This is a genomic window from Luteimonas cucumeris, from assembly GCF_007830035.1.
Classification (GTDB): Bacteria; Pseudomonadota; Gammaproteobacteria; order Xanthomonadales; family Xanthomonadaceae; genus Luteimonas_C; species Luteimonas_C cucumeris.
On sequence record NZ_VLKN01000003.1, the window covers coordinates 25,453 to 48,566 of the forward strand.

Here is a 23,114-nt window from a genome sequence, read left to right on the forward strand (position 1 = left end):
CGGACGCAGCGTCAGGCGAACAGCGACACGCCCGGTACCAGCCACAGCGACAACGCCGCGAGCGCGGTGCCGATCGCGGTCGCCGCCAGCACGTCGCTGGGATAGTGCAGTCCCAGCACCACGCGCGAGGTGGCGACGCTGGCGGTGAACGGCACCAGCAGCCATGCCAGCCGCGGATAGTGGGCCAGTGCCACCAGCGTGAACGCCACCGCGTGCAGGGTATGGCCGGACGGAAAACTGAACTCGTCCAGCGGTGCCACCCAGGCGCGGATGCGCAAGTCGGACGCACAGGGGCGTGGGCGCCGGGTCCAGTGCTTGAGCAGTTTGTACAGGCTCAATGCGATCGCGCCGGTCGCAGCGAGATGGGCGGACGCCTTCAGTCCGTCGTAGCCGTCGACCAGCACCATCGCCGCCATCAACACGTACCAGAACACGCCATCGCCGAGTCGGCTGGTCGCGGCGAACCAGGCACGCATGGCCTGGCGGTCGCACCAGTGGTTGGCGCGCAGGCACCAGCGGAATTCCAGCCGTTGTCCACGCAATACGAAGGGTTCACGTCGCAGCGGGTGCATGGATCCTCCTGGCGTCGGCGAGTTGCATGAGCAGGTCGTCGAAATCGGCCGCGACCTGTTCCGGTCGCAGGGCCGCGACGGCCTGGCGCGCGGCGATGCCCATCGACCTGCGCGTCGCCGGCGCGTTCGCCAGGCGCATGCAGGCCTGGACGAAGCCGGCATCGTCTCCGTCGGCTATTGCTGCGCCGTGGACGTCGTCACGCAGGTATTCGCGCGCCGCGCCGTAGTCGAAGGCGACGGTCGGCAAGCCGCTTGCCATCGCTTCCAGGGTGACGTTGCCGAAGGTCTCGCTGTGGCTGGGAAACACGAACAGGTCGCCGCTGGCGAAATGCCGCGCGACCGCGGCGCCTCGTTGCAGGCCGCAGAACACGAAGTCCGGATTCTGCGCCGCCAGCTTCTCGCGGGAAGGGCCGTCGCCGACCCACACGAAACGCGCCCGCGGCTGGGTCTTCTGCAACTCGCGGAAGGCGCGCACCGCCAGATCCAGGTTCTTTTCCGGGGCGATGCGGCCGACGTGGATCACCACCAGGTCGTCGTCGCCGGCATCCCAGGCAGCGCGCAGCGATCGGTCGCGCCGGGCCGGGTCGAACAGCAGGGTGTCGACCGCGCGCGGCAGGCGCACGACGTTGTCGAAGCCCTGCGCCTGCAGGAACTGCGCAAGCTCACGTGTCGGCACCAGCGTCGCCGCGCCGCGGTTGTGGAAGCGCCGCATCCAGCGCAGCGCCATCTGCTGCAGGAAAGCCGCGCCGTAGTCGCGCATGTATTCGTCGAAACGGGTATGGAAGCCGGTCGCCGCGGGAATGCCGAGTTGCCGGGCCGCGCGCAACGCCGACCAGCCGAGCGGGCCTTCGGTGGCGACGTAGATCGCGTCGGGCATCGCCTGCCGCCAGGCAGCAACCAGCCGGCGCGTGGCCGGCAGGCCGAAACGCAGGCCCGGATAGCGCGGCAGCGGCGCGCCGCGTACCAGCAGCTCGTGTGTCTGCGCGACGGTGTCGGTGGATTGGCGTGGCCGCACCAGGCCGACTTCGTGGCCGCGTGCGCGCAGTCCGTGTTCCAGCCCCTGTACGGTCAGGGCGACGCCGTTGACCTCGGGTGGATAGGTCTCGGTGACGATGGCGTAGCGCATCTGCGGCATCCCCCCGCTCCTGGCCGGGTGTCAGGCCGGCATTCCTGGCCGGACGTTTCGAGGATGCTGCAGCGCTGCCATGAAAGAAGCGTGGCAGTGCGGTGACTTCGGCGTGACAGCGAGCGAAGCGCTGGACGCCCAGGGAAAAGTGGTGTCTTTCCCGTCATGGAGCCCGGACGACACACGCAAAAAAAGGCGCATACGCCGGGGGACGTATGCGCCTGCGCGCGGGGGCGGGCGGGGGATCAGTCGGCCGTGGAGACGCCTGACAGCACCTGCCGGGTTTCGGCGGCGTCGCGGCGGCCCATGGCCGTGGCCGTTTCCGCCAGCCACTGGTTGGCGCTGGCTTCGCCGTCCTCGCGGACGCGGCGCAGGTACTCGGGTGCGATGCGGGCCAGTTCCTGCTCCAGGTTCCGGGCGCGCTCGTCGTAGTGCCGGATCAGCGAGTTCTGGTCCGCCGCATCGATGACCTGCGTGTCGTGCAGCTGGTCCAGCGTCTGGTGCCAGCGTTCGCGGTTGGCCGCATCGCTGTCGTCACGCTGGATCATTCGAACGCGAGGCCATACGCGGCACTGAAGATGCCCTTGGCCTGGTCGGGCAGGTCGGAATTCTGCACGGCATTCCTGGCTTCGCCTGCGAACAGCTCGACGATGTCGCCGACGAAATCGCCGATCTTGCCGCCGATCATGCCGCCCAACGGGCCACCGATCATGCTGCCGATCGCATTGCCTGCCAGGTTCGCGACGCTATCGAATAAGGACATGGGCCTCTCCCTGAGTGTGCGGATGCCGAAGTCGGCTCCGGCAAGGCCAGTCTCCCGATCGCCCGATGAAGATCAATCTGGGGCCGACCCTAGGCAAGCCAAGGCTCACCGTCAGTAAAGGAACAGCCAGACCGCGCTGAGCCCGCCCGCCAGCAGCAGGCCGATGCTGATGACGATGGTCGTCTTGTAGTGCGGCACGAACCGGTTCTGCTCGATGTCCTCGCTGACCGCCCAGAAGCGGTACAGCGACCACACCAGCAGGCCGAGTCCGATCACCACCATGCCGAGGCCGACATTGCTGGTGTCGCGCAGCAGGCCGGTGTGCTGCGTGGTGAGGCGGTCGTTCTGCTGCAGGTAGATGCTGAAACGGTTGAGGGTGATGCCGAAACCGATCAGCGAAACGGTGGTGCGCAGATAGGCGAGATGGGTGCGTTCGTTGGCCAGGTGCGAACGCAGGCCGGCGAGGTCGGTACGCTCGGCCGCCATCTCGTTCGACGACGGTGCAGGACGGGGCGTGTTCATGGGCAGCGCTCGGTGTGGGGGCGCCCGGACCTTACTACGCAGGCTGTCGGTCAGGCGAGAAACGGCTTGAAGGTCACGCCCAGCGCGGCCAGCCCGTCGGTTTCGCCGATCAGGTCGGCGCGCAGCAGCGGTCGCGCATCGATCCATGACCGCGACAGGACCAGATCCAGGCGTTCGCCGTCGGCGGTGAGCTCGAGCCGGGGGATCGGATCGGCCTCGTGCGCGCGATGCAGCGACACCGCCAGCCGCAGCAGCGCCGCTTTGCGCCGGGCCGAGAGCAGCAGGCGATCGGGCAGCGCATCGAACGCGCTCTTCGGCACGCCGCGACGATGCGTACGCACCAGCGCCGCCAGCACCTGCTGTTCCTGTCGCGAAAAACCGGAGATGTCGGAATTCTCCAGCACGTAGGCGCCGTGCACCTGGTATTGGCTGTGGGCGATCGCCAGGCCGGTCTCGTGCAGGCGCGCGGCCCAGGCCAGCATGCGCGCGTCGTCCGCATCCAGCGACCAGGCTTCGGCCACCTGCTCGAACAATGCCAGTGCAGTGTCTTCCACGCGCGCGGCCTGCTGCAGGTCGATGCCGTAGCGCTGCATCAAAGCCGCCACGGAGGCATCGCGCGGATCGTCCGCGCTGCCGCGGCCGAGCATGTCGTACAGCACGCCTTCGCGCAGCGCGGCCTTGCTCACCGCCATGCGTTGCAGGCCCAGCACGTCGAAGGCCGCCTCCAGGATCAGCAGGCCGCCGGCGATGATCGGCCGACGTTCGCCCGACAGGCCCGGCAGGTCGATGTCCTCGATGCGTTCGGCCTGCAGCAATCGGTCGCGCACCACCGGCAACGCCTCGGCGGTTACCGCGCCCTTGGTGAGCTTCATCGCCGCGCAGATTTCACCGATCGCCTTGTTGGTACCGGACGAACCCAGCGCCTCGTGCCAGCCGAGGCTGCGGTAGGCGCCTGTGAACTGCTGGAATTCGGCGGACACTTCGGTCAGCGCCTCGCGCCAGCGCTTCTTGGACAGCTTGCCGTTGCCGAAGAAGCGCCGCGTGCTGGCGACGCAGCCGACCTGCAGGCTTTCGCGCTCGATCGCATCGAAGCCGCTGCCGATGATGCATTCGGTCGAACCGCCGCCGATGTCGATCACCAGCCGCAGCTGTTCCGGTTTGGGCGGCTGCGCATGGGCGACGCCAAGATAGACCAGGCGTGCTTCCTCGCGGCCGGATACCACTTCGATGGCGTGACCGAGCGCGGTTTCCGCCGGCACCAGGAAGGCCTGCGGCGCCGCCAGCTGGCGTACGGTGTTGGTGGCCACCGCGCGCACGCGCTGCGGCGGGATGTCGCGGACGCGCTGGCCGAAGCGCGACAGGCATTCCAGCGCGCGTTGCCGCACCTCGGCGTTCAGTCCGCCCTTGCCGTCGAGACCCTCGGCCAGGCGCACGGTTTCGCGCAGGCGATCGACGATGCGCAGCTGGCCCAGCGTGTAACGCGCGACCACCATGTGGAAACTGTTGGAACCCATGTCGACCGCGGCCAGCAGATCGCCGTCCTGCAGCGGCGGTGCCAGCGCGGTGGCGATCACGGGGGCGGCACTCATCCGCAGATCTTGGCCAGCAGCGCGACCTGAGCCGAATGCGGCGCGGTGCCCTCCTGCGGCGCAAGCTTGCGATAACTGCCGTCGGACTGCAGTTCCCAGGCGTTGAGGTTGTCGGCGAGGTAATTGTCGAGCGCCTCGTCGTGGACGCGTTTGGCCAGTGCCGGATCGAGTATCGGGAACGCGGTCTCGACGCGCCGCAACAGGTTGCGCTCCAGCCAGTCGGCGCTGGTGCAGAACAGGTCCGGATCGCCGTCGTTGCCGAACCAGTACACGCGGCTGTGCTCGAGGAATCGACCGACGATCGAACGCACCCGGATGTTGTCCGATATGCCGGGCACGCCGGGGCGCAGGGTGCAGGCGCCGCGCACGATCAGGTCGATTCGCACGCCGGCCTGCGAAGCCAGGTACAGCGCGCGCACCACCTGCGGTTCGTTGAGCGCGTTCATCTTGGCGATGATCCGTCCCGGGCGACCGTCGCGCGCGTGCTGCGCCTCGCGTGCGATCCGTTCGAGCACGCCGGCATGCAGGGTGAAGGGCGATTGCAGCAGGCGCTTGAGCTTGATCGCCGGGGCGAGCCCGGAAATCTGCTGGAAGATCTGGTGTACGTCGCTGCCGATGTCCGGATCGGCGGTGATCAGGCTGATGTCGGTATAGGCGCGCGCGGTGCCGCTGTGGTAGTTGCCGGTGCCCATGTGCACGTAACGGCGCAGCACGCGACCCTCGCGACGCACGATCAGCAGCATCTTGGCGTGGGTCTTGTAGCCGACCACGCCGTACACGACCTGCACGCCGGCTTCCTGCAGGCGGTCGGCGAACGCCAGGTTCGCTTCCTCGTCGAAGCGCGCGCGCAGTTCGACCACCACGGTCACGTCCTTGCCGTTGCGCGCGGCCTGCACCAGGTGGTCGACGATCTGCGACTCGCGGCCGGTGCGGTACAGGGTCTGCTTGATCGCCAGCACACCCGGGTCGTGGGCGGCCTGCTTGACCAGTTCCAGCACCGGCACGAACGAATCGAAGGGATGGTGCAGCAGCACGTCGCCGGCGGACACGCGTTCGAACAGCGACTCGCTGCCGGGCAGCAACCGCGGCTGGAACGGAGCGAACTTCAGGTCCGGGCGCTGCACCAGGTCGTAGATCTGGATCACGCGATTGAGGTTGACCGGCCCGTCGATGCGGTACACCGCATTCTGCGGCAGGTCGAAGTTCTCCAGCAGCATGTGCACGATCGCGTCCGGGCAGTCCTCGGCGATCTCCAGCCGCATCGCGCGCAGGTAGCCGCGACCGACCAGTTCGTCGCGCAGGGCAAGCGCCAGGTTCTCGACCTCGTCGTCGTCGAGGATCAGTTCGGAATTGCGGGTGACGCGGAACTGATAGGCGCCCTTGACGTCCATGCCGGGGAACAGCTCCTCGACGAAGGTCGACAGCACCGACGACAGCAGCACGAAGTCGTTGTCGCCGCCGGAGACTTCCTGCGGCAGCTGGATGATGCGCGACAGCGAGCGTGGCGCACGCACGATCGCCAGATGCCCGGCGCGGCCGAACGCATCCTTGCCCTCCAGCACCACGACGATGTTCAGCGACTTGTTGAGGATCTTCGGGAACGGGTGCGCCGGATCCAGGCCCAGCGGCGACAGCACCGGCATGATCTCGTCGCGGAAATAAGCGCGCAGCCAGCGCGACTGCTTCGCGTTCCAGGAGTGGCGGCCGAGCACGCGGATGCCGGCCTCGTTGAGCGCCGGCCGCAGCGCCTCGTTCCAGCAGCGGTACTGCGCATCGACCAGGGACGCGGCGCGGTCGTGGATCTGCTTGAGCACGGTGGCCGGCGCCAGGCCGTCCTGTGCCGGCACGATGCCGAAATCCTGCGCATGGCGCACCGTGGCGGCGCGGATCTCGAAGAACTCGTCGAGGTTGGTGCAGGAGATGCACAGATAGCGCAGCCGCTCCAGCAGCGGTACCTGCGCATCCTGCGCCTGTGCCAGCACGCGAAAATTAAAATCCAGCTGCGACAGTTCACGGTTGAAGTACAGCGCCGGGTCGCGCAGCGCATCGTGGTCGGGTGACGGAGGTTGCAGGTCGATTTGTGCGTTCATTTTCCTGCCGCGAACATGGGTGTGGCGTGGTCGCGCGGATGCACCCGCTCGGCGCCGAAATGGCATGCGAAGGTGCTGCCGCGCCCGACCTCGCTCTGGATGTCGAGCCGGGCCTGGTGCAGGTTGAGCACGTGCTTGACGATGGAAAGCCCGAGCCCGGTGCCGCCGCTTTCGCGGGTGCGGCTGGTGGATACGCGATAGAAGCGCTCGGTGATGCGCGGCAGGTGCGTAGCCGGAATGCCGTAGCCGCTGTCGCTGACACGCAGCACCGCGCCGTCGCCATCATGCTCGAACCGGATGCCGATGTGGCCGCCGGCCGGCGTGTAACGCACCGCATTGCTGACCAGGTTAGAGAACGCGCTGTGCAGTTCCTTGGTCGACCCCCACAGGTCCAACTGGGTGTCGTCCTCGACCGTGATCTGGTGACGGTGCTGGCTGAGCGCCTCGGCCTCGCGCTTCAAAGTGGCGATCATCGGCGCCATCGCCACGCTTTCGTCGGGCAGCCGATCCTGCGCTTCCAGTCGCGACAACGTCAGCAGGTCCTCGACCAGTTGCGTCATGCGCTGCGACTGGCGCTGCATCTCGGCCAGCATCGGCGCCCAGTCCGGTTTTTCCTCCGGCTCGAGCATTTCCAGATAACCGTGGATCACGGTCAGCGGCGTGCGCAGTTCATGCGAGACGTTGGCGACGAAATCGCGGCGTACCTGTTCCAGCCGCATCAGCTTGCTGACGTCGCGCGCGACCAGCAGCCACAGTTCCTCCGAGTAGGGGATCAGCCGCAGGTTGATGCGTGTTTCCGCATTCACCGGCGATGGCGCGTCCATCAGCGGCTCGGCGTTGCGGCCGGCGGCCAGCCAGCGCGAAATCGGCAGCGGATGCAGGCGATCTCCGATCGGCGCACCGATGTCGCGTGGGTACTGCAGGCCCAGCAGTGTGGTCGCGGCCTCGTTGAACCACTGCACGCGCTGGCTGTTGCGTTCCACTACCACCACCGCGTCCGGCAGCGCAGCGGCGGCGGCGCGATAGGCGCGCAGCATTTCGACCAGCCGACGTTTGCGGTTGCGCATCTCGGCCTGGGTGCGATGCAGCAGCCGGTCCAGTTCGTTCCAGATGCCCTTGCCTTGCGGCGGCGACAGACGCTGGCGGGCGGTCAGGCGCAGCAGCACCCCGCGCAGCTTCCAGTAATGCCAGGCGACGATGCCCAGCGCCGTGGCGGTCAGTACAGGCCAGACATGGCCGAGCAGCCATCCCAGCAGGGTAGCCACGCCCAGCACTGCGGCAAGGGTACCGAGTGTCTTGAACCAGGCGTTCTGTGCGCGGGGTGGCATGTCGATGATTGTCGCAGAGGGGCCGGTGGACGAGGGAGGGCGACGAGGTCTGGCGGCAACGCGACGCTTCGTTTTCAGTCGTCGTCCCCGACCAGGTTCGATCCCGGAGAGGATTCGCTTCGTCGCGCAGCCGGATTTCCCGTTGCGCCCGAAGCGACAGTCATTGTTGCCCGAAACCTTCCGGCGGCTGTTTCAGGCAGCCGCGGAAAACCGGTAACCCGCGCCGCGCACGGTCTGCACCATGCCGTCCAGGTGGTGCGGTTCGAGCGTCTTGCGCAGGCGGCGGATATGCACGTCGACGGTGCGCTCTTCGACATAGACGCTGCCGCCCCAGACATGGTCGAGCAGTTGCGAGCGCGTGTAGACGCGTTCGGGATGGGTCATGAAGAAGTGCAGCAACCGGTATTCGGTCGGACCGATCGGCACCGGCTCCGGAGCACCGGCGTTGTCGGCGAACACGCGATGCGCCGCGCCATCGATGCGCAGCGCGCCGATCGCAACGCTGCCATCTTCGTCGTCCTCGCGCGAGCGGCGCATGACCGCGCGGATGCGGGCCAGCAGTTCGCGCGCCGAGAAAGGTTTGACGACGTAGTCGTCGACACCGGCCTCGAGTCCGCCGACGCGGTCGTTCTCCTCGCCGCGCGCGGTCAGCATGATGATCGGGATCTCGCGGGTCAGCGGATCCTTGCGCCAGCGCCGCGCCAGTTCCAGGCCGCTGGTACCGGGCAGCATCCAGTCGAGCAGGATCAGGTCGGGGACGTGGTCGGCGATGGCCGACTGCGCCTCGCGGGCGTCGCCGGCATGGATCGGATCGAACTCGCCCTTGCGCAGGGCGAAAGCGACCATGTCGCGGATCGCAGGCTCGTCATCGACGATCAGGATTTTCTTCTGCATGCAGTCGGGGCGCCTGCCATGGCGCGTCTGGGCGGGGACCGGGCCAGTAGACTACGGTTTTATGACGGTTTGGTGACAGTGACTCATCGCGTCCACGGCGAGCGGCGCAGATGGGTGGTGGGTCCGTCGATCCGATCGTCGTCCTTGAATCGGGAGCCGCGTTCCAGCACTTCGTCCTTGACGCCCTGTCGGCGCAGTTCCAGCACGATCGGGGTGATCGCGGCGATGCGCGCGTCGATGCGCGCGCGGGCGTAATAGTCGAGCTCCGGACGTTTCTTCAGCGTGTTGAGCTGGATCAGCGCCTGTTCCGGACGGCCATTGAGATAGGCGGCCTCGGCGTAGGCTTCGCCGGCACGGACCGGATCGCCGGCGATCTCGCTGGCGCGGGCGAAAGTCTGCTGGAACAGCGGGTCGTCGCCGGACCTGGCCAGCAGCGGCCGCAGGATCGCCTGCGCGCGCTTGCCGCTGGCCGCCGTGTTGCGCTCGCCGAGCAGCTGGGCATAGGTCAGGGCGACCGCGCGATTGTTCGGCATCCGCGCCAGCAGGTCTTCGAAGCGTTTGTCGGCCGCCGCCTGTTGGCCGCTGCGGCCTTCGGCTTCGGCGAGGCCGAGGGTCAACCACAGATCGCCCGGATGCTTGGCCAGCAGCGGCACCAGTTCGGTGGCAGCGGTCTTGTGCTGGCCGGCCTGGAGGTGGGCGATGGCCAGTCCGTAGCGCTGTGCGTCGTCCAGCCCGTCGTCCTGGCCGCGGCGGATGTGCTCGTACTCGGTGATGGCCGCCGCCGGGGTGTTGGCGCTGAGCACGCGCAGGCGTTCGCGCGCCCAGTCGAACTGGCCGGTCGCACCGCGTGCGTGCGCGGTCGGCAGGCGCAGGCTGCCAGGCAGCAGCGGGTTGCTGCTGAAGGCGCCGGCGTCGGCGGCGCTGGCAGTGACCGGCTTCGGCAGTTTCGCGGCGCGATCGCGGGCCTCGGTGATGCGCAGCGACGTGACCGGGTGGGTCAGCAGGTAGTCGGGCGTGCGATAGCGTTCGCCGCCCTGGTTGCCGCGGCTGGCGGCCTGCATCCGCTCGAAGAACGAGGCCATGCCCTCAGGGTCGTAGCCACTGCGCGACAGGGTGCGGATGCCGATGCGATCGGCTTCGGCTTCGTTGCTGCGCGTGTAGTCGATCTGGCGCTGTGCGATCAGGCCCTGCGCGGACATCACCGCGGCCATGGTGGCGTCGCCGCTGGAATTGCCGCCGCTGCTCTGCGCGATCGCGATCGCGCCCAGCATCGCCAGCAGGATCGGCATGCTGTCACGTTTGGCCCGTTCCACCGCGCGCAGCACGTGGGTCTGGGTGACGTGCGCGATTTCGTGCGACATGACGCCAGCGACTTCGTCCTCGGTCCTGGCCGTGAGCACCAGGCCGGCGTTGATGCCGATGTAGCCGCCGAGCGTGGCGAAGGCGTTGATCTGTCGATCGCGCAGCATGAAGAAAGTGAACGGCTGCTTCGGCTGCTCGCTGGACACGACCAGGCGGTTGCCCATCGTCTTCAGCCAGCTGTCGATCAGTGGGTCTTCCAGCACGTAGCCGTAGTGGCGCAGCTGGCTGAGCGTCATCGCGCCGTATTCGGCCTGCTGCGCCGGGCTGAGCACCTCGCCGGCGGACGAGCCGATGTCCGGCAGCCGCGACTCCTGGGCGGGCGCGATGCTCCAGGCCAGGAAGAAGGTGAACGCGGCGACCAATGGCAGGATTCGGCGCACGGGAACTCCACTGAATGACGCGGCACAAGTTTGCGTCAGGATGACCGCCGCCGAGGCCGAAGGCGTGAACCAGGTGTTAATCCGGGGCTTGGGGCTGGAAAATCATGGCACGCGACCCATATTGACCGCATGTCCGCCGACAAGTTGCACCGGAGTCCCGACTTGAACCCGCAAACCGCGAACCCGCAGCCCGAAATCACCATCTACACCTCCGCGATCTGCGCGTACTGCGTGGCCGCCAAGAACTTCCTGAAGAGTCGCGGACTGGAATGGAACGAGGTGCGCATCGACACCGACCCCAGCCAGCGCGAGAAGATGATGGCGCTGACCCGACGCACCACCGTGCCGCAGATCTTCATCGGCCAGACCCACGTCGGCGGCTACGACGACATGATGGCGCTGCATCGTGCCGGCAAGCTCGAGCCGCTGCTGGCCGCAGCCGAGTAGGGCGGGCCAAGCCCGCCATCGCCTACTGGCATCCGCGACGACTGGCTTCCGGCGGCTTTGGCCGCATCGGGTTGAGATGATAATGGCGGGCTTGGCCCGTCCTACGAGGTTGCCGTGAGCGAAAACGAGAACGATCGCATCGCCGAATTCACCGCGTTCCGTAAACGCATGAACGAGCGCATCCTGGCCGAACCCAACCAGGTCGTGCGGCGTTTCTTCGCGCTGGACACGCAGACCTATCAGGCCGGCGCGCTGGACGTGAAGACCAAGGAGCTGCTGGGCCTGGTGGCGTCGCTGGTGCTGCGCTGCGACGACTGCATCAGCTATCACGTCGCGCAATGTCGCGAGGCCGGCGTGAACCGGGACGAGATGTTCGAGGCGTTTTCGGTCGGCCTGGTGGTGGGAGGCAGCATCGTGATCCCGCACCTGCGCCGCGCCGTGGACTTCCTCGACCGGCTGGAGCAGGGCGACACCGCTTGCCCGGCGGCGCACGATCACTCCGCATAGCTTCGTTCCGCGGTTCGGTGAATGCAGCCCGGAGCCGCTTCCGGCATAATATTCGGATCATTTTCCCGGCACCGCGCCCTTCCTGCGCGCGCTGCCCTCTGCCTGGAATCCTGAAATGACGCAGACAAACGCGGCTGTGCGGACCATCACGGTCATCCGTGGCGACGGCATCGGCCCGGAAATCATGGACGCCGCCCTGTACGTGCTCGACGCGATGAACGTCGGCCTGCAGTACGAGGAGGCCGACGCCGGCCTTGCCGCACTCGAAAAGCATGGCGAACTGTTGCCGGCGGCCACCATGGACTCGATCCGCCGCAACCGCGTCGCGTTGAAGAGCCCGCTGACCACGCCCGTGGGCGAGGGCTTCAGTTCGATCAACGTCGAACTGCGCAAGCGCTTCGACCTGTATGCCAACGTGCGCCCGGCCAAGTCGTTCCCGAACACCAAGTCGCGTTTCCCGACCGGCGTCGACCTGATCACCGTGCGCGAGAATACCGAGGGCGCGTACATCGGCGAAGGCCAGATGACGTCCGAGGACGGCATGACCGCGACGCTGACCCAGAAGGTCACGCGCAAGGGTTCCGAGCGCATCGTGCGCTACGCCTTCGACCTGGCGCGCAGCACCGGCCGCAAGAAGGTGACGGTGGTGCACAAGGCGAACATCCTGAAGTCGACCTCGGGCCTGTTCCTGAAGGTCGCGCGCGAAGTGGCCGCGCAGTATCCCGAGATCCAGTGCAACGAGATGATCGTGGACAACACCTGCATGCAGCTGGTGATGCGTCCGGAGCAGTTCGACATCATCGTCACCACCAACCTGTTCGGTGACATCATCTCGGACCTGTGCGCCGGCCTCGTCGGCGGCCTCGGCCTGGCCCCGGGCGCCAACATCGGTGCCGACGCGGCGATCTTCGAAGCCGTGCACGGTTCGGCGCCGGACATCGCCGGCAAGGGCGTCGCCAATCCATGTGCGCTGCTGCTGGCGGTCGGGCAGATGCTCGATCACCTCGGCAAACCCGACGATGCGTCGCGCCTGCGCGCAGCCATCATCGCCACGCTGGAAGCCAAGGATTCGCTGACGCCGGACCTGGGCGGCGAGGGCAATACGATGTCGTTCGCCAAGGCGATCGCCAGCCGGATCTGAGGCATCTCCGCAGAGTCGAGCAGCCTCGACTCTACGAAACCGGGGTCACAGGCAGACCTGCGCGCTGCTGCTGATCACAAGCACCGCTTCCTGCCGATAGCGTCGCTTGTATTCGGCGACGATCTCGGCGATGCGTGCGCGGCCGCTGACCTCGTCGCCATGCACGATCTCCACGGCGCGTGAATCCTCGCGTTCGATCCTGCCGGATTCGCCACGCCACTGGCCGCGTGCGTTGTAGACGGTCAGGCCGTCCGGAAAACGTGGCGTCACCACTTCCGCAAGGAAGCGCTGCCACTCGACCTCATCGATCGCACCGTCCGGCGTGTTCATGCCGAACAGCAGGCGGTCCACACGGCGTTGGTCGCAGGTACCAGCGGGAAGGCCCGGAATCGGCGCGAGCGGCGTGGAAGCGCAGCCGGCAAGTGCGCCAAGGCAGGCGAGTACCCCTGCGAGCAGTAGTGAACGGTCGCGCATCGAACCAGCTTAATCGCTACTGGCGGGCTTTGCCGGGCTTGCGGGACAGCGTTCCATCCGCCTGCGCCGGTCGTTCCACGACCTGTCTCGACAGCAGTCATGCTGCGTCGCACAATCCAGCGAATTCCCGTGCGAACCCTGCAAATGCCTTCCCGCCCGAGTGCCCTCGCGCTGACCCCTTGCTGCTGTTCCTGGCGCTGTTCTTCGGCGCCGGCCTGTATTTCACCGCGCAGGGCGACGCAATGGGTTTCTATCAGCTGCGTGCGCCAGTTGCGATCCTGCCGGCGCTGGCCCTGGCGCTGTGGATCGCCCATCGGCGTGGGGTGAAGGCCATGGACACGATGCTCGGCGGCATCGGCGATCCGAACATCGTGCAGATGTGCCTGATCTTCCTGCTCGCCGGCGCGTTCGCGTATGTCACCAAGCTGATCGGCGCGGTCGATGCGGTGGTGGCGCTGGGCATCGGCGCGCTGCCGCCGGCGCTGATCCTGCCGGGCCTGTTCGTGGTCGCCGGCTTCCTGTCGCTGGCGATCGGCACGTCGATGGGCACGATCGCGGCCGTCGCGCCGATCGCGCTCGGAGTGTCGGAAGCCTCCGGCCTGGATCGCGCGCTGGTGATCGGCGCCGTGCTCGGCGGCGCCACCTTCGGCGACAACCTGTCGGTGATTTCCGACACCGCGATCGCCGCTGCGCGCACCCAGGGCTGCACGATGCGCGAAAAATTCCGCGAGAACGTCAAGATCGCGCTGCCGGCGGCGCTGCTGACGATTGCCGTGCTGATGCTCGTCGGCGAGGCTTCGCCCGTGGATGCCTACGATCCGGTGTCGCCGTGGCTGGTGCTGCCATACGTGCTGGTACTGGTGCTGGCGGTGATCGGCTGGGACGTGCTGGTGGTGCTGACCATCGGTCTGCTGGTGGCCGGCGGCTTCGGCTTTGCGATGACTGCCGATTTCGATGCCGCTGCCTATGCGGGCGCCATCTACGAAGGCTTCGAGAGCGTGTTCGAGATCATGCTGCTTGCCCTGCTGATCGGCGGCCTGGGCGCGTTGACCAAGGCCAGCGGTGGCCTGGCGTGGATCGCCCGGCAGATCGCGCGGATCGCGCGCGGCAGCAACGGCCGCCGCACCGGCGAGTGGAGCATCGCCGGGCTGGCTTCCGCCACCGATGTCTTCACCGCCAACAACACGGTCGCGCTGCTGATCAGCGGCGGCCTGGCGCGCGACATCGCCGAGCGCCACGGCGTCCCGCCCGCACGTTCGGCAAGCCTGCTCGACATCTTCGCCTGCACCGTGCAGAGCCTGTTGCCGTATGGCGCGCAGATCCTGCTGGCGGCTTCGCTGGCGCACCTGTCGCCAATGGCGCTGATCGGCAAGGCGCACTACTGCTGGCTGCTGATCGCGATCACGATCGGCTTCATGCTCTGGCCTGCGCGCCGCGCCGCCCTGATTCCGCCGGTGCCGCGCGAACCCATGAAAAAGGGCGCCTGAGCGCCCTGTTTCATTCCGTCGCCGGGGTCGCCGGCGATGCCGGAATCAACGCGACTGCAGTTTCGACAGCAGCCGCAGGAACTCGATGTACAGCCACACCAGCGTGACCATCAGGCCGAACGCGCCGTACCACTCCATGTATTTCGGCGCACCCTGTTCGACGCCGTTCTCGATGAAGTCGAAGTCCAGCACCAGGTTCAGTGCCGCGATCACCACCACGAACAGGCTGAAGCCGATGCCGACGATGCCCGACTCATGGATCATCGGTATCTTGATGCCGAAGAAGCCCAGCACGATCGTGGCCAGGTACACCAGAGCGATGCCACCGGTGGCGGCAACCACGCCCAGCTTGAAGTTCTCGGTGGCCTTGATCAGCCCGGATCGATAGGCGAACAGCAGCGCGAACAGCGTGCCGAAGGTCAGCAGCACCGCCTGGAACACGATGCCGGGGAAGCGCTGTTCGAACATCGCCGAGATCGCGCCGAGGAAGAAACCCTCGACCAGCGCATAGAGCGGTGCCGTCACCGGGGCCCAGGTCTTCTTGAAGGTGGTGACCAGCGCCAGCACCAGGCCGCCGATCAGGCCACCCCAGACATACACCCCGGCATTGGCGATGCCGGCGGGAGTGCTGACCTGCGTCCACGCGAAAGTGGCGGTGATCACGCACAGCAGCAACAGGGCGCCGGTCTTGCTGACCGTCCCGTTCAGGGTCATCGCGCCGCCGTCGCGGGACACCACGGTGCCGCTGCCGAGGTCCAGGAAGGTCGATTCTTTCAGTGCCGGATTGCCGCTGCGGATCATTGAGAGCCCCTGTTTTCGTCGATGCGACCACCTTGGCCGCTCTGTCCTGAAGCATACCTTGACGCCCGTGGCGATGCGTCGCGTTTGACATGGATGGGGCGGGTTCCGAAAATAGCCGCCTTCGCAGCGCTGGCGCGTTGCGATCGCAAGAACCGTCCGACCGGCGGGGTATAGCGCAGTCTGGTAGCGCGCCTGCTTTGGGAGCAGGATGTCGGGGGTTCGAATCCCTCTACCCCGACCATCCGGCCCATTGGCGCCGGCGTAATGCGACAATCCGGCCCCGAGCGCCCGTAGCTCAACCGGATAGAGCACCGGCCTTCTAAGCCGGCGGTTACAGGTTCGAGTCCTGTCGGGCGCGCCAAGCCAGGCGACCGACGGCGCGACGACCGTGGTAAACGCGCAGTAGCGCGTGCGGCAAGGCAGCTGTTCATGGACTGAACGCGTTAACGGCTCGAAAGGCCGTAGCAACAAAGCTTCAATGGTGGATGTAGCTCAGTTGGTTAGAGCACCGGATTGTGATTCCGGGGGTCGCGGGTTCAAATCCCGTCTTCCACCCCAAACTCCAGCCGTGGAAATCCGTGGCTTCTCTGCACGCCAGGCCGCAAGCCTGCCCGGAGATTGTCGCGCCGCGCGCTACTGCGTTATCATTTCAATGCGGGGCCGTTAGCTCAGTTGGTAGAGCAGTTGACTCTTAATCAATAGGTCCAAGGTTCGAATCCTTGACGGCCCACCACATCCAGGCGCCTGGTGACCCCAGGCGCTTTTTTGTTGCCGGCGCGGCGATCGCCTAAGATGCCGCCGGGCCTGCCACGGCAGGGCATCGCGAAAGTGGCGGAATTGGTAGACGCCCTGGTTTTAGGTACCAGTGCCGCAAGGCGTGGGGGTTCGAGTCCCCCCTTTCGCACCAGGCCGGCCCGTGCTCCGACCCGGCTTCCACAAGAGTGGCGGCAGGCGGCGTCTTCGGCCAAAATAATCCGTTCGATTGGCCCGGACAGGGGCGCCTCGGCTCGAAGCTGGCGCAGGCCCGGTCCAAACCCCCAACATCGCGTCGCGGACTTAGCCCCGCGGCGGCAGGAGCGCACATGCAGGTCTCGGTCGAAACCATTGACAACCACGAACGTCGCATCACCTTCCGCGTGCCGACGGACAGCATCGACAACCAGGTCGGTGGCCGCCTGCGCGAGATCGCGCGCAATGCGCGGATCAAGGGCTTCCGCCCTGGAAAGGTACCGGCCAAGGTGATCGAGCAGCGCTACGGCCAGCAGGTCCGTGCCGAGGTGCTGGACGGGCTGCTGCGCGACGGATTCGACAAGGCCGTGCGCAACGAGACCTTCCGCATCGCCGGCAACCCGCAGATCGTGCCGAACAAGGAAGCCGCCGAAGGCGAACTCGAGTACGTGGCCACGTTCGAGGTGGTGCCCGATTTCGGCGAGATCGACGTGGCCAAACTGGAAGTCACGCGCCACACCGCCGAGGTGGAGGAAGCCGACATCGACCGCATGATCGAGAACCTGCGCCTGCAGCGCCGCGAATGGCTCCCGGTCGAGCGCGCCGCGAAGGAAGGCGACCTGGTCGAGTTGGAAATGTGGTCGGAAGCGGACGGCGTCCGCCTGCCGGCGGAAGGTGTCGAGAAGGGCAGCACGGTGATCGGCTCGGGGATGATGTTCGCCGGGGTCGAATCGGCGCTGGCCGGCCTGTCGAAGGGCGAGGAAAAGAACGTCGACGTCGATTTCCCGGCCGACTGGCCGGTGCCGCCGCTGGCGGGCAAGACCGCGAAGATGCACATCAAGGCCTTGAACGTCGCCGAAGCCAAGCTGCCGGAAGTCGACCAGGCTTTCATCCGCAGCTTCGGAGTCAAGAGCGGCGAAAGCGAACGCTTCCGCGCGGACATCCGCACCAACCTGGAGCGCGAGCTGAAGGGCGCGCTGATGAACCGCTTGCGTCGCGAAGTCGGCGAGCAACTCGTCGTCGCCTATTCGCACGTGGAAATGCCGCCGCGGCTGGTCGAGAACGAGGCCCGTGCGATGGCCGCCAATGCCAGCCAGCAGGCAGCGCAGCAGGGCCAGCGCATCGATCCGGCGCCGGGCCCGTACATGGAAGCCGCACGCAAGCGTGTACTCGTGGGCCTGCTGGTCGGCGAGATCGCGCGCCGCAACGAACTGCGCCTGGAAGCCAAGCGTCTCAACGAGACGCTGCGCCTGATCGCCTCGACCTACGAGGAACCGGAGCAGGTGGTCGAGTTGTATCGCAACGACCAGCAGCTGATGAATGGCCTGCAGGCGCGGGTGATGGAAGAGCAGGTCATCGACTGGATCGCCGAGCGCGCGCACCACACCGAACAGGCGCTGTCATTCAGCGACGCGATCCGCCAGTAATCGTTGTTCCGTCATCCCGAGCGCAGCGGGGATCTGCTTCTTGGTCGTTCCAAGGGCAAGCAGATCCCTCGCTACGCTCGGGATGACAGCTTTGGGAATGATGCTTTTTGAGGATGGAGCCGGGACTGGAACCTGCGCCACTTGCGCCGGACGCTCTCCGGCCCCAACTTGAGCGCATCCGCCCATCTTTCTCCTAGGTGCGACCGAATGGACAACCGAATCAAAGCCCTGAACCTGGTGCCGATGGTGGTCGAACAGACCAGCCGGGGCGAGCGCGCCTACGACATCTATTCGCGGCTGCTGAAAGAGCGGGTGATCTTCCTGGTCGGCGGCATCGACGACCACATGGCCAACGTGATCGTCGCCCAGTTGCTGTTCCTGGAAGCGGACAATCCCGAGAAGGAAATCAGCCTGTACATCAACTCGCCCGGCGGCATCGTCACGGCGGGCATGGCGATCTACGACACCATGCAGTTCATCAAGCCCGACGTCAGCACCATGTGCATCGGCCAGGCCGCGAGCATGGCGGCCACGCTGCTGGCCGCCGGCACCAAGGGCAAGCGTTACGCGTTGCCGAACTCGCGGGTGATGATCCACCAGCCGCTGGGCGGCTTCCAGGGCCAGGCGACGGACATCGACATCCACGCGCGCGAGATCCTGAGCATGCGCCAGCGCCTGAACGAGATCCTCGCCAAGCACACCGGCCAGGCGCTGGAGACGATCGCCCACGACACCGAGCGCGACAATTTCAAGAGCGCCGAGGCCGCGCGCGAGTACGGGCTGATCGACCAGGTGCTCGAGCGCCGCTCGGAAGAATCGATCCAGCCTGCGTGAACGACATGATTTTCCTGGGCCGCGCGATGGCCGCGGCCCGAAACGAGACTTTCGCTGAATGAACGAAATCCAGACCACGGCATTGAACCTGGTGCCCATGGTGGTCGAGCAGACCAGTCGTGGCGAGCGCAGCTACGACATCTATTCGCGACTGCTGAAAGAGCGCCTGATTTTCCTGGTGGGGCCGATCGACGACCACGTTGCGAACGTCGTGATCGCGCAGATGCTGTTCCTGGAATCCGAAAACCCCGAGAAGGACATCAGCCTGTACATCAACAGTCCCGGCGGCGCCGTCACCGCCGGCCTGGCCATGTACGACACCATGCAGTACATCAGGCCCGACGTCAGCACCATCTGCATCGGCCAGGCGTCCAGCGCCGGCTCGCTGCTGCTGATGGCCGGCGCCAAGGGCAAGCGCTTCGCGCTGCCCAACTCGCGCGTCATGATCCACCAGCCTTCGGGCGGGACGCGCGGGCAGGCCACGGACATCGAGATCCAGGCCCGCGAGATCCTCTACCTGCGCCAGCGCCTCAACCAGATCTATGTCGACCACACCGGCCAGCCGCTGGAGCAGATCGAGCGCGACATGGAACGTGACCGTTTCATGAGCGCGGCCCAGGCCCAGGAATACGGGTTGATTGACCACGTGATCGACCGTCGCAGCGAAGATTCCATCCAGGCCGCCTGAATCCGGCCGGGACGGGCGCTGCCCCGCACCAGGCCGCGCCAGGCCTCACTTTCCGCCGGACGGGCGCAAGCCGCCCGTCCGGTGCTATTCTCGGATTGCACATGTATGAAGATTGGGCGATAGGGGCATGACCGAAGACCGTCAAAGCCGCACCGGCGACAGCAACAAGATCCTGTACTGCTCGTTCTGCGGCAAAAGCCAGCACGAGGTCCGCAAGCTGATCGCGGGCCCGAGCGTGTTCATCTGCGATGAATGCGTCGAGCTGTGCAACGACATCATCCGCGAGGAACTCGAGGAGAAGTCGCAGTCCGCGCGCAGCTCGCTGCCCAAGCCGCGCGAGATCCTGGACGTGCTGGACCAGTACGTGATCGGCCAGCAGCGCGCCAAGAAAACGCTCGCCGTCGCCGTCTACAACCACTACAAGCGGATCGAGAGCCGGCAGAAGGCCGACGACGTCGAGCTGGCCAAGTCGAACATCCTGCTGGTCGGCCCGACCGGTTCGGGCAAGACGCTGCTGGCCGAAACGCTGGCGCGGCTGCTCAACGTGCCGTTCACGATCGCCGACGCGACCACGCTGACCGAAGCCGGTTACGTGGGCGAGGACGTCGAGAACATCATCCAGAAGCTGCTGCAGAAGTGCGACTACGAAGTCGAGAAGGCGCAGCAGGGCATCGTCTACATCGATGAGATCGACAAGATCTCGCGCAAGAGCGAGAACCCGTCCATCACCCGCGATGTGTCCGGCGAAGGCGTGCAGCAGGCGCTGCTGAAGCTGATCGAAGGCACCGTCGCCAGCGTGCCGCCGCAGGGCGGGCGCAAGCATCCGCAGCAGGAATTCCTGCAGGTCGATACGCGCAACATCCTGTTCATCGTCGGCGGCGCGTTCGCCGGACTGGACAAGATCATCCAGCAGCGCAGCACCGAGGCCGGCGGCATCGGCTTCGGCGCCAAGGTCAAGAGTTCCGAGCGCAAGACCGAGACCGGCAAGGTGCTGGCCAATGTCGAGCCGGAGGACCTGATCAAGTTCGGCCTGATTCCCGAGTTCGTCGGCCGCCTTCCGGTGGTCGCCACGCTCGAGGAACTGGACGAACCGGCGCTGGTGAAGATCCTCACCGAGCCCAAGAACGCGATCAGCAAGCAGTTCAAGCGGCTGTTCGAGATGGAAGGAGTGGAACTGGAGTTCCGCCCGGACGCGCTGCTGGCGATCGCCAAGAAGGCGCTCAAGCGCAAGACCGGCGCGCGCGGCCTGCGCACCATCGTCGAATCGGTGTTGCTGGACACGATGTACGAACTGCCCTCGCTGGAGAACGTCAGCAAGGTCGTGGTCGATGAATCGGTGATCGAGCACAAGTCCGAGCCTTACCTGATCTACGAGAACGTGCCGGCGCAGCCGAAGGTGGCTTCGGCCGAGTAGGGATACGCCCCGGACGTGTTCCGGGAAAACGCAAGGAATGCGTGATGGCCAGAAACTGGATCGTGGTAGGCGACGCAACGTCGAGTGGCGGCCGTGTGATTACCGGCTCGCCCGTTGCCGACATCGACGGCATGCCCGTGTCCCGCGTCAGCGACAGGGCAACTTGTCCACGCCACAAGGGCGTGTTCCCCATCGTCGACGGCGACATCACACTGGTCGTCGACGGCCAGCCCGTGGCCTTGCACGGTAGTTCGCTGGCCTGCGGCTGCAGGGTGCTGACTGCGCAACAGAGTCACGTCTACGTCGATGCCGGTGGGAGCAGCCGTGCATCAAACAGATCAGCAAGTGCCGAGGCCGCCACCGCAGTTGCGTCAGTGGCTGCTTTTACCGGCAAATACGATGAAGCATTCATTCTCGTTTCTGAGCTGACAGGCAAGCCACTCGCCCATCGTGGCTACCGTGTTGTGCGGCCCAATGGCTCCGATGAAATGGGAACTACCGACAGCGACGGAAAAACACATCTGGTTAACACGGATGAGTCCGAGAATTTGAAGGTCGAGCTGGAAGAGGAAGTTCCCGCATGAGCCGCAAATACATGCTGGTGGCGGAATCGCCTACAACCCCTGTTTCGCAGACGCAACGCAAGCAGATCGCGGTCAGGGTCTATGTTGACGAAAAGGGCTGGGTCCAGAATGCAGGCTTCACCCTCAAGGCCATACCTGAGGTGGAGAAAGGCTCTCTAGCTGGGCCGAAAGCCATAGTACTGCATCGAACTTCCGGCGATAACGTCGAAAGTGCCCTGACTTCTGCCAAGAAGGGAGTGGGTACGCACTTTTATGTGGATAAGGACGGGGCTGTTTATCAAGTCGCGAGCCTTCTAAAGAAAACCTTTCACGTCGGTAAAATTAGGTCGAAGTGCTTCGAGAGCGGCACTTGTCCAATAGATGAAATGAAGATGATCAAGTCCTGGGGTTTTGCGCCGGGGAAAATATACAGTCATGAAAAAGCCAAGGCATACCCTGCGCGCTATCCGATGAATGAAGACAGCGTAGGCATCGAGACTGTCGCGAAATGCCTTACGAATTGCGGTGATGACGATCCGGATGATGCGACGTGGGATCCGCCAACACCCGCGCAATCCGCAGCTATCGTCACGATAATCGATATCCTGAAGAGCGCCTACGGTATCACCGACTCAGACATCTACGAGCACGACAAAGTGTCGTACAAGAAGGGCGGGGAGGGTGCTGGCCTCTACTCATCCGACGATGATGGCAAGGGCTTCCCTCCTACCTTTGATCAGGAGATTCCAGGATATGAAGGTGTTAACCAAGGCTATCGCCATCGCGGCGGCTAGCGTCTTGTTGTCGTCGTGCGACACGTCGACGCGCGTAGCGAATACGACATCGGAAGCTGCGGTACGAGTGACCCAGGTCTCTCCAGCTAGCTATCAGGGGAGTTCCGGCGATGTTCTGGAATCGGCCTGCGGCAAATGGCGGCTGTCAGCGCAGCAAGTCGAGCGTTTCTTTCAGCTTAGCGAACGGAGTGACGAGTCCTCTTACGATGCGTTCTATCAGATACCTTGCTCGATTTCAGGCAAGCTCGACGCCGATGGGAAAAGTTGGAATTTCGTGATAGCCGGCGGTGCGACGGCTACCTGGACCAACGAAAATGAAATTCGCCATTGGGGATGTGCAGAGAAAGCATGTGGCCCGCTGGTCCTGATGCCATATGACGGCATGAATCCCGACCAGTAATTCAGAGCGATGAGAATGCAGCCTCACGGGGCGTGCGGAGAAGGTCGCGTAGCTGCAGGGTGTAGCGCACATGAAGCCATACGCGACGGCCACTCTGGCCTTGGCGCTTTCCATCCTGTCCTTGATGCTGTTGATTTACGGGACAGTCACTGGCATGGGCGATCCTGCGCCCAGGGTGCCCGAAGCTGAAATCGCCGCGCGCCTGAAGCGATCAACCGCCGCCTGGGTGACAGGGGCGTGCCTGTGGCTCGCCGCGCTGATACTGGCCGGGTTCGGTTTCAGGTGCGCCAGGAAGCTGGCATCGGCCGCATGGGCGGTTGCGGCGATTCCTCTGCTTGCATTGGCGGCATTCGGGTTGTTCTGAGTTATGCATGGACCCGCAGTCGCCGGCTCGTGCTGCGCGAGGCGTACTCCCGCCTCCAGACATCCTCGACGGAACGTGCTGTTTCCAAGATCTACTTAACTTGCTGATTCGCAAGGAAAACGGTGGCCCTCCGCGCGACAGGCTCGCCACGGCGCTTGCATCGCTCCGGCGCCAACCCCATAAATCGACCATGGCGGCC

At 65.6% G+C, this 23,114-nt stretch carries 24 protein-coding genes and 5 tRNA genes; 17 read left to right on the plus strand and 12 right to left on the minus strand.

Translation table 11 applies throughout. The features are described 5' to 3' along the window. Positions 1 to 11: 11 nt before the first annotated feature. The 10 genes from IP90_RS06135 to IP90_RS06180 form a co-directional block, all read right to left on the minus strand. Positions 12 to 572, minus strand: coding sequence for a phosphatase PAP2 family protein (locus IP90_RS06135; RefSeq protein ID WP_144898758.1), 561 nt, complete (start codon positions 570 to 572; stop codon positions 12 to 14). Continuing rightward, positions 553 to 1,698, minus strand: coding sequence for a glycosyltransferase family 4 protein (locus IP90_RS06140; RefSeq protein ID WP_144899221.1), 1,146 nt, complete (start codon positions 1,696 to 1,698; stop codon positions 553 to 555). Before IP90_RS06140 ends, IP90_RS06135 begins: the two co-directional genes overlap by 20 nt. 245 nt (positions 1,699 to 1,943) lie before the next feature. Then, positions 1,944 to 2,246 carry a hypothetical protein gene (locus IP90_RS06145; protein WP_144898759.1) on the minus strand — a complete coding sequence of 101 codons (303 nt, stop codon included), beginning with the start codon at positions 2,244 to 2,246 and terminating at the stop codon, positions 1,944 to 1,946. After that, entirely contained in the window at positions 2,243 to 2,461 is a 219-nt protein-coding gene (locus IP90_RS06150) for a hypothetical protein (RefSeq protein ID WP_144898760.1), read from the minus strand. Before IP90_RS06150 ends, IP90_RS06145 begins: the two co-directional genes overlap by 4 nt. 111 nt (positions 2,462 to 2,572) lie before the next feature. Continuing rightward, the gene (locus IP90_RS06155; protein ID WP_158635289.1) at positions 2,573 to 2,983 is read right to left on the minus strand and encodes a YidH family protein; all 411 of its coding nucleotides are present in this window, start codon (positions 2,981 to 2,983) and stop codon (positions 2,573 to 2,575) included. 50 nt (positions 2,984 to 3,033) lie between these two features. Beyond that, positions 3,034 to 4,572 carry an exopolyphosphatase gene (gene ppx, locus IP90_RS06160; protein ID WP_144898762.1) on the minus strand — a complete coding sequence of 513 codons (1,539 nt, stop codon included), beginning with the start codon at positions 4,570 to 4,572 and terminating at the stop codon, positions 3,034 to 3,036. Next, positions 4,569 to 6,662 (minus strand): polyphosphate kinase 1, encoded by a 2,094-nt coding sequence (gene ppk1, locus IP90_RS06165; RefSeq protein WP_144898763.1) that lies wholly within the window; start codon positions 6,660 to 6,662, stop codon positions 4,569 to 4,571. Before ppk1 ends, ppx begins: the two co-directional genes overlap by 4 nt. Further along, positions 6,659 to 7,990, minus strand: coding sequence for a phosphate regulon sensor histidine kinase PhoR (gene phoR, locus IP90_RS06170; RefSeq protein ID WP_144898764.1), 1,332 nt, complete (start codon positions 7,988 to 7,990; stop codon positions 6,659 to 6,661). The genes ppk1 and phoR overlap by 4 nt, the downstream gene beginning before the upstream one ends. A gap of 192 nt (positions 7,991 to 8,182) precedes the next feature. Further along, a complete protein-coding gene (gene phoB / locus IP90_RS06175) occupies positions 8,183 to 8,884 on the minus strand; it encodes a phosphate regulon transcriptional regulator PhoB (RefSeq protein ID WP_144898765.1) in 702 nt (233 codons plus the stop codon). Positions 8,885 to 8,967: 83 nt separating this feature from the next. After that, entirely contained in the window at positions 8,968 to 10,626 is a 1,659-nt protein-coding gene (locus tag IP90_RS06180; protein WP_144898766.1) for a M48 family metalloprotease, read from the minus strand. Between the two features lie 162 nt (positions 10,627 to 10,788). Between IP90_RS06180 and grxC the strand changes: the two genes are divergently transcribed. From grxC to IP90_RS06195, 3 genes are all read left to right on the plus strand, one after another. Next, the gene (gene grxC, locus IP90_RS06185) at positions 10,789 to 11,073 is read left to right on the plus strand and encodes a glutaredoxin 3 (RefSeq protein ID WP_144898767.1); all 285 of its coding nucleotides are present in this window, start codon (positions 10,789 to 10,791) and stop codon (positions 11,071 to 11,073) included. Positions 11,074 to 11,241: 168 nt separating this feature from the next. Beyond that, positions 11,242 to 11,580: a carboxymuconolactone decarboxylase family protein gene (locus tag IP90_RS06190; RefSeq protein WP_242007526.1), complete on the plus strand. Its 339-nt coding sequence runs from the start codon at positions 11,242 to 11,244 to the stop codon at positions 11,578 to 11,580. Positions 11,581 to 11,695: 115 nt separating this feature from the next. Further along, positions 11,696 to 12,721: an isocitrate dehydrogenase gene (locus IP90_RS06195; protein WP_144898769.1), complete on the plus strand. Its 1,026-nt coding sequence runs from the start codon at positions 11,696 to 11,698 to the stop codon at positions 12,719 to 12,721. Between the two features lie 45 nt (positions 12,722 to 12,766). On the opposite strand, the gene IP90_RS06200 is transcribed toward IP90_RS06195, so the two are convergent. Then, the gene (locus IP90_RS06200; RefSeq protein WP_144898770.1) at positions 12,767 to 13,195 is read right to left on the minus strand and encodes a DUF3574 domain-containing protein; all 429 of its coding nucleotides are present in this window, start codon (positions 13,193 to 13,195) and stop codon (positions 12,767 to 12,769) included. 179 nt (positions 13,196 to 13,374) lie between these two features. On the opposite strand from IP90_RS06200, the gene IP90_RS06205 reads away from it, so the two are divergent. Next, on the plus strand, positions 13,375 to 14,682 hold the full coding sequence (locus IP90_RS06205; RefSeq protein WP_199753415.1) for a Na+/H+ antiporter NhaC family protein: 1,308 nt from the start codon (positions 13,375 to 13,377) through the stop codon (positions 14,680 to 14,682). Positions 14,683 to 14,727: 45 nt separating this feature from the next. Here IP90_RS06205 and IP90_RS06210 read toward each other — a convergent pair whose 3' ends face one another. Continuing rightward, positions 14,728 to 15,483 (minus strand): Bax inhibitor-1/YccA family protein, encoded by a 756-nt coding sequence (locus IP90_RS06210; RefSeq protein ID WP_144898771.1) that lies wholly within the window; start codon positions 15,481 to 15,483, stop codon positions 14,728 to 14,730. A gap of 164 nt (positions 15,484 to 15,647) precedes the next feature. Here IP90_RS06210 and IP90_RS06215 point away from each other — a divergent pair. From IP90_RS06215 to IP90_RS06275, 13 genes are all read left to right on the plus strand, one after another. After that, a tRNA-Pro gene (locus tag IP90_RS06215) sits at positions 15,648 to 15,724 on the plus strand. A gap of 43 nt (positions 15,725 to 15,767) precedes the next feature. Then, a tRNA-Arg gene (locus IP90_RS06220) sits at positions 15,768 to 15,844 on the plus strand. Between the two features lie 120 nt (positions 15,845 to 15,964). Beyond that, a tRNA-His gene (locus tag IP90_RS06225) sits at positions 15,965 to 16,041 on the plus strand. A 99-nt stretch (positions 16,042 to 16,140) separates the two neighbouring features. After that, positions 16,141 to 16,216, plus strand: a tRNA-Lys gene (locus IP90_RS06230). Between the two features lie 89 nt (positions 16,217 to 16,305). Next, positions 16,306 to 16,390 (plus strand) — tRNA-Leu (locus IP90_RS06235). A 175-nt stretch (positions 16,391 to 16,565) separates the two neighbouring features. Continuing rightward, positions 16,566 to 17,858, plus strand: a complete 1,293-nt coding sequence (gene tig / locus IP90_RS06240; RefSeq protein ID WP_144898772.1) for a trigger factor — start codon at positions 16,566 to 16,568, stop codon at positions 17,856 to 17,858. Between the two features lie 207 nt (positions 17,859 to 18,065). Beyond that, complete coding sequence (clpP, locus tag IP90_RS06245; RefSeq protein ID WP_144898773.1) at positions 18,066 to 18,692, plus strand: ATP-dependent Clp endopeptidase proteolytic subunit ClpP; 627 nt, start codon at positions 18,066 to 18,068, stop codon at positions 18,690 to 18,692. Between the two features lie 58 nt (positions 18,693 to 18,750). Beyond that, complete coding sequence (gene clpP / locus IP90_RS06250) at positions 18,751 to 19,380, plus strand: ATP-dependent Clp endopeptidase proteolytic subunit ClpP (protein ID WP_144898774.1); 630 nt, start codon at positions 18,751 to 18,753, stop codon at positions 19,378 to 19,380. Between the two features lie 127 nt (positions 19,381 to 19,507). After that, a complete protein-coding gene (clpX, locus tag IP90_RS06255) occupies positions 19,508 to 20,794 on the plus strand; it encodes an ATP-dependent Clp protease ATP-binding subunit ClpX (protein ID WP_144898775.1) in 1,287 nt (428 codons plus the stop codon). Positions 20,795 to 20,838: 44 nt separating this feature from the next. Further along, the gene (locus IP90_RS06260; RefSeq protein WP_144898776.1) at positions 20,839 to 21,378 is read left to right on the plus strand and encodes a PAAR domain-containing protein; all 540 of its coding nucleotides are present in this window, start codon (positions 20,839 to 20,841) and stop codon (positions 21,376 to 21,378) included. Further along, complete coding sequence (locus IP90_RS06265; protein WP_144898777.1) at positions 21,375 to 22,151, plus strand: N-acetylmuramoyl-L-alanine amidase; 777 nt, start codon at positions 21,375 to 21,377, stop codon at positions 22,149 to 22,151. The genes IP90_RS06260 and IP90_RS06265 overlap by 4 nt, the downstream gene beginning before the upstream one ends. Continuing rightward, the gene (locus tag IP90_RS06270; protein ID WP_144898778.1) at positions 22,111 to 22,551 is read left to right on the plus strand and encodes a hypothetical protein; all 441 of its coding nucleotides are present in this window, start codon (positions 22,111 to 22,113) and stop codon (positions 22,549 to 22,551) included. The genes IP90_RS06265 and IP90_RS06270 overlap by 41 nt, the downstream gene beginning before the upstream one ends. A 70-nt stretch (positions 22,552 to 22,621) precedes the next feature. Continuing rightward, a complete protein-coding gene (locus IP90_RS06275) occupies positions 22,622 to 22,915 on the plus strand; it encodes a hypothetical protein (RefSeq protein WP_144898779.1) in 294 nt (97 codons plus the stop codon). The last annotated feature ends 199 nt before the right edge of the window (positions 22,916 to 23,114 follow it).

Bases quoted from the DNA above. Each gene is read 5' to 3' on its own strand.
- IP90_RS06200 (WP_144898770.1), bottom strand. From the start codon at position 13,195: ATGCGCGACCGTTCACTACTGCTCGCAGGGGTACTCGCCTGCCTTGGC.
- IP90_RS06145 (WP_144898759.1), bottom strand. From the start codon at position 2,246: ATGATCCAGCGTGACGACAGCGATGCGGCCAACCGCGAACGCTGGCAC.
- IP90_RS06135 (WP_144898758.1), bottom strand. From the start codon at position 572: ATGCACCCGCTGCGACGTGAACCCTTCGTATTGCGTGGACAACGGCTG.
- clpP (WP_144898774.1), top strand. From the start codon at position 18,751: ATGAACGAAATCCAGACCACGGCATTGAACCTGGTGCCCATGGTGGTC.
- tig (WP_144898772.1), top strand. From the start codon at position 16,566: ATGCAGGTCTCGGTCGAAACCATTGACAACCACGAACGTCGCATCACC.
- phoR (WP_144898764.1), bottom strand. From the start codon at position 7,990: ATGCCACCCCGCGCACAGAACGCCTGGTTCAAGACACTCGGTACCCTT.
- IP90_RS06150 (WP_144898760.1), bottom strand. From the start codon at position 2,461: ATGTCCTTATTCGATAGCGTCGCGAACCTGGCAGGCAATGCGATCGGC.
- ppx (WP_144898762.1), bottom strand. From the start codon at position 4,572: ATGAGTGCCGCCCCCGTGATCGCCACCGCGCTGGCACCGCCGCTGCAG.
- clpX (WP_144898775.1), top strand. From the start codon at position 19,508: ATGACCGAAGACCGTCAAAGCCGCACCGGCGACAGCAACAAGATCCTG.
- IP90_RS06190 (WP_242007526.1), top strand. From the start codon at position 11,242: ATGAACGAGCGCATCCTGGCCGAACCCAACCAGGTCGTGCGGCGTTTC.
- IP90_RS06210 (WP_144898771.1), bottom strand. From the start codon at position 15,483: ATGATCCGCAGCGGCAATCCGGCACTGAAAGAATCGACCTTCCTGGAC.
- IP90_RS06155 (WP_158635289.1), bottom strand. From the start codon at position 2,983: ATGAACACGCCCCGTCCTGCACCGTCGTCGAACGAGATGGCGGCCGAG.
- IP90_RS06140 (WP_144899221.1), bottom strand. From the start codon at position 1,698: ATGCGCTACGCCATCGTCACCGAGACCTATCCACCCGAGGTCAACGGC.
- IP90_RS06275 (WP_144898779.1), top strand. From the start codon at position 22,622: ATGAAGCCATACGCGACGGCCACTCTGGCCTTGGCGCTTTCCATCCTG.
- phoB (WP_144898765.1), bottom strand. From the start codon at position 8,884: ATGCAGAAGAAAATCCTGATCGTCGATGACGAGCCTGCGATCCGCGAC.
- IP90_RS06195 (WP_144898769.1), top strand. From the start codon at position 11,696: ATGACGCAGACAAACGCGGCTGTGCGGACCATCACGGTCATCCGTGGC.
- clpP (WP_144898773.1), top strand. From the start codon at position 18,066: ATGGACAACCGAATCAAAGCCCTGAACCTGGTGCCGATGGTGGTCGAA.
- IP90_RS06265 (WP_144898777.1), top strand. From the start codon at position 21,375: ATGAGCCGCAAATACATGCTGGTGGCGGAATCGCCTACAACCCCTGTT.
- IP90_RS06270 (WP_144898778.1), top strand. From the start codon at position 22,111: ATGAAGGTGTTAACCAAGGCTATCGCCATCGCGGCGGCTAGCGTCTTG.
- ppk1 (WP_144898763.1), bottom strand. From the start codon at position 6,662: ATGAACGCACAAATCGACCTGCAACCTCCGTCACCCGACCACGATGCG.
- IP90_RS06260 (WP_144898776.1), top strand. From the start codon at position 20,839: ATGGCCAGAAACTGGATCGTGGTAGGCGACGCAACGTCGAGTGGCGGC.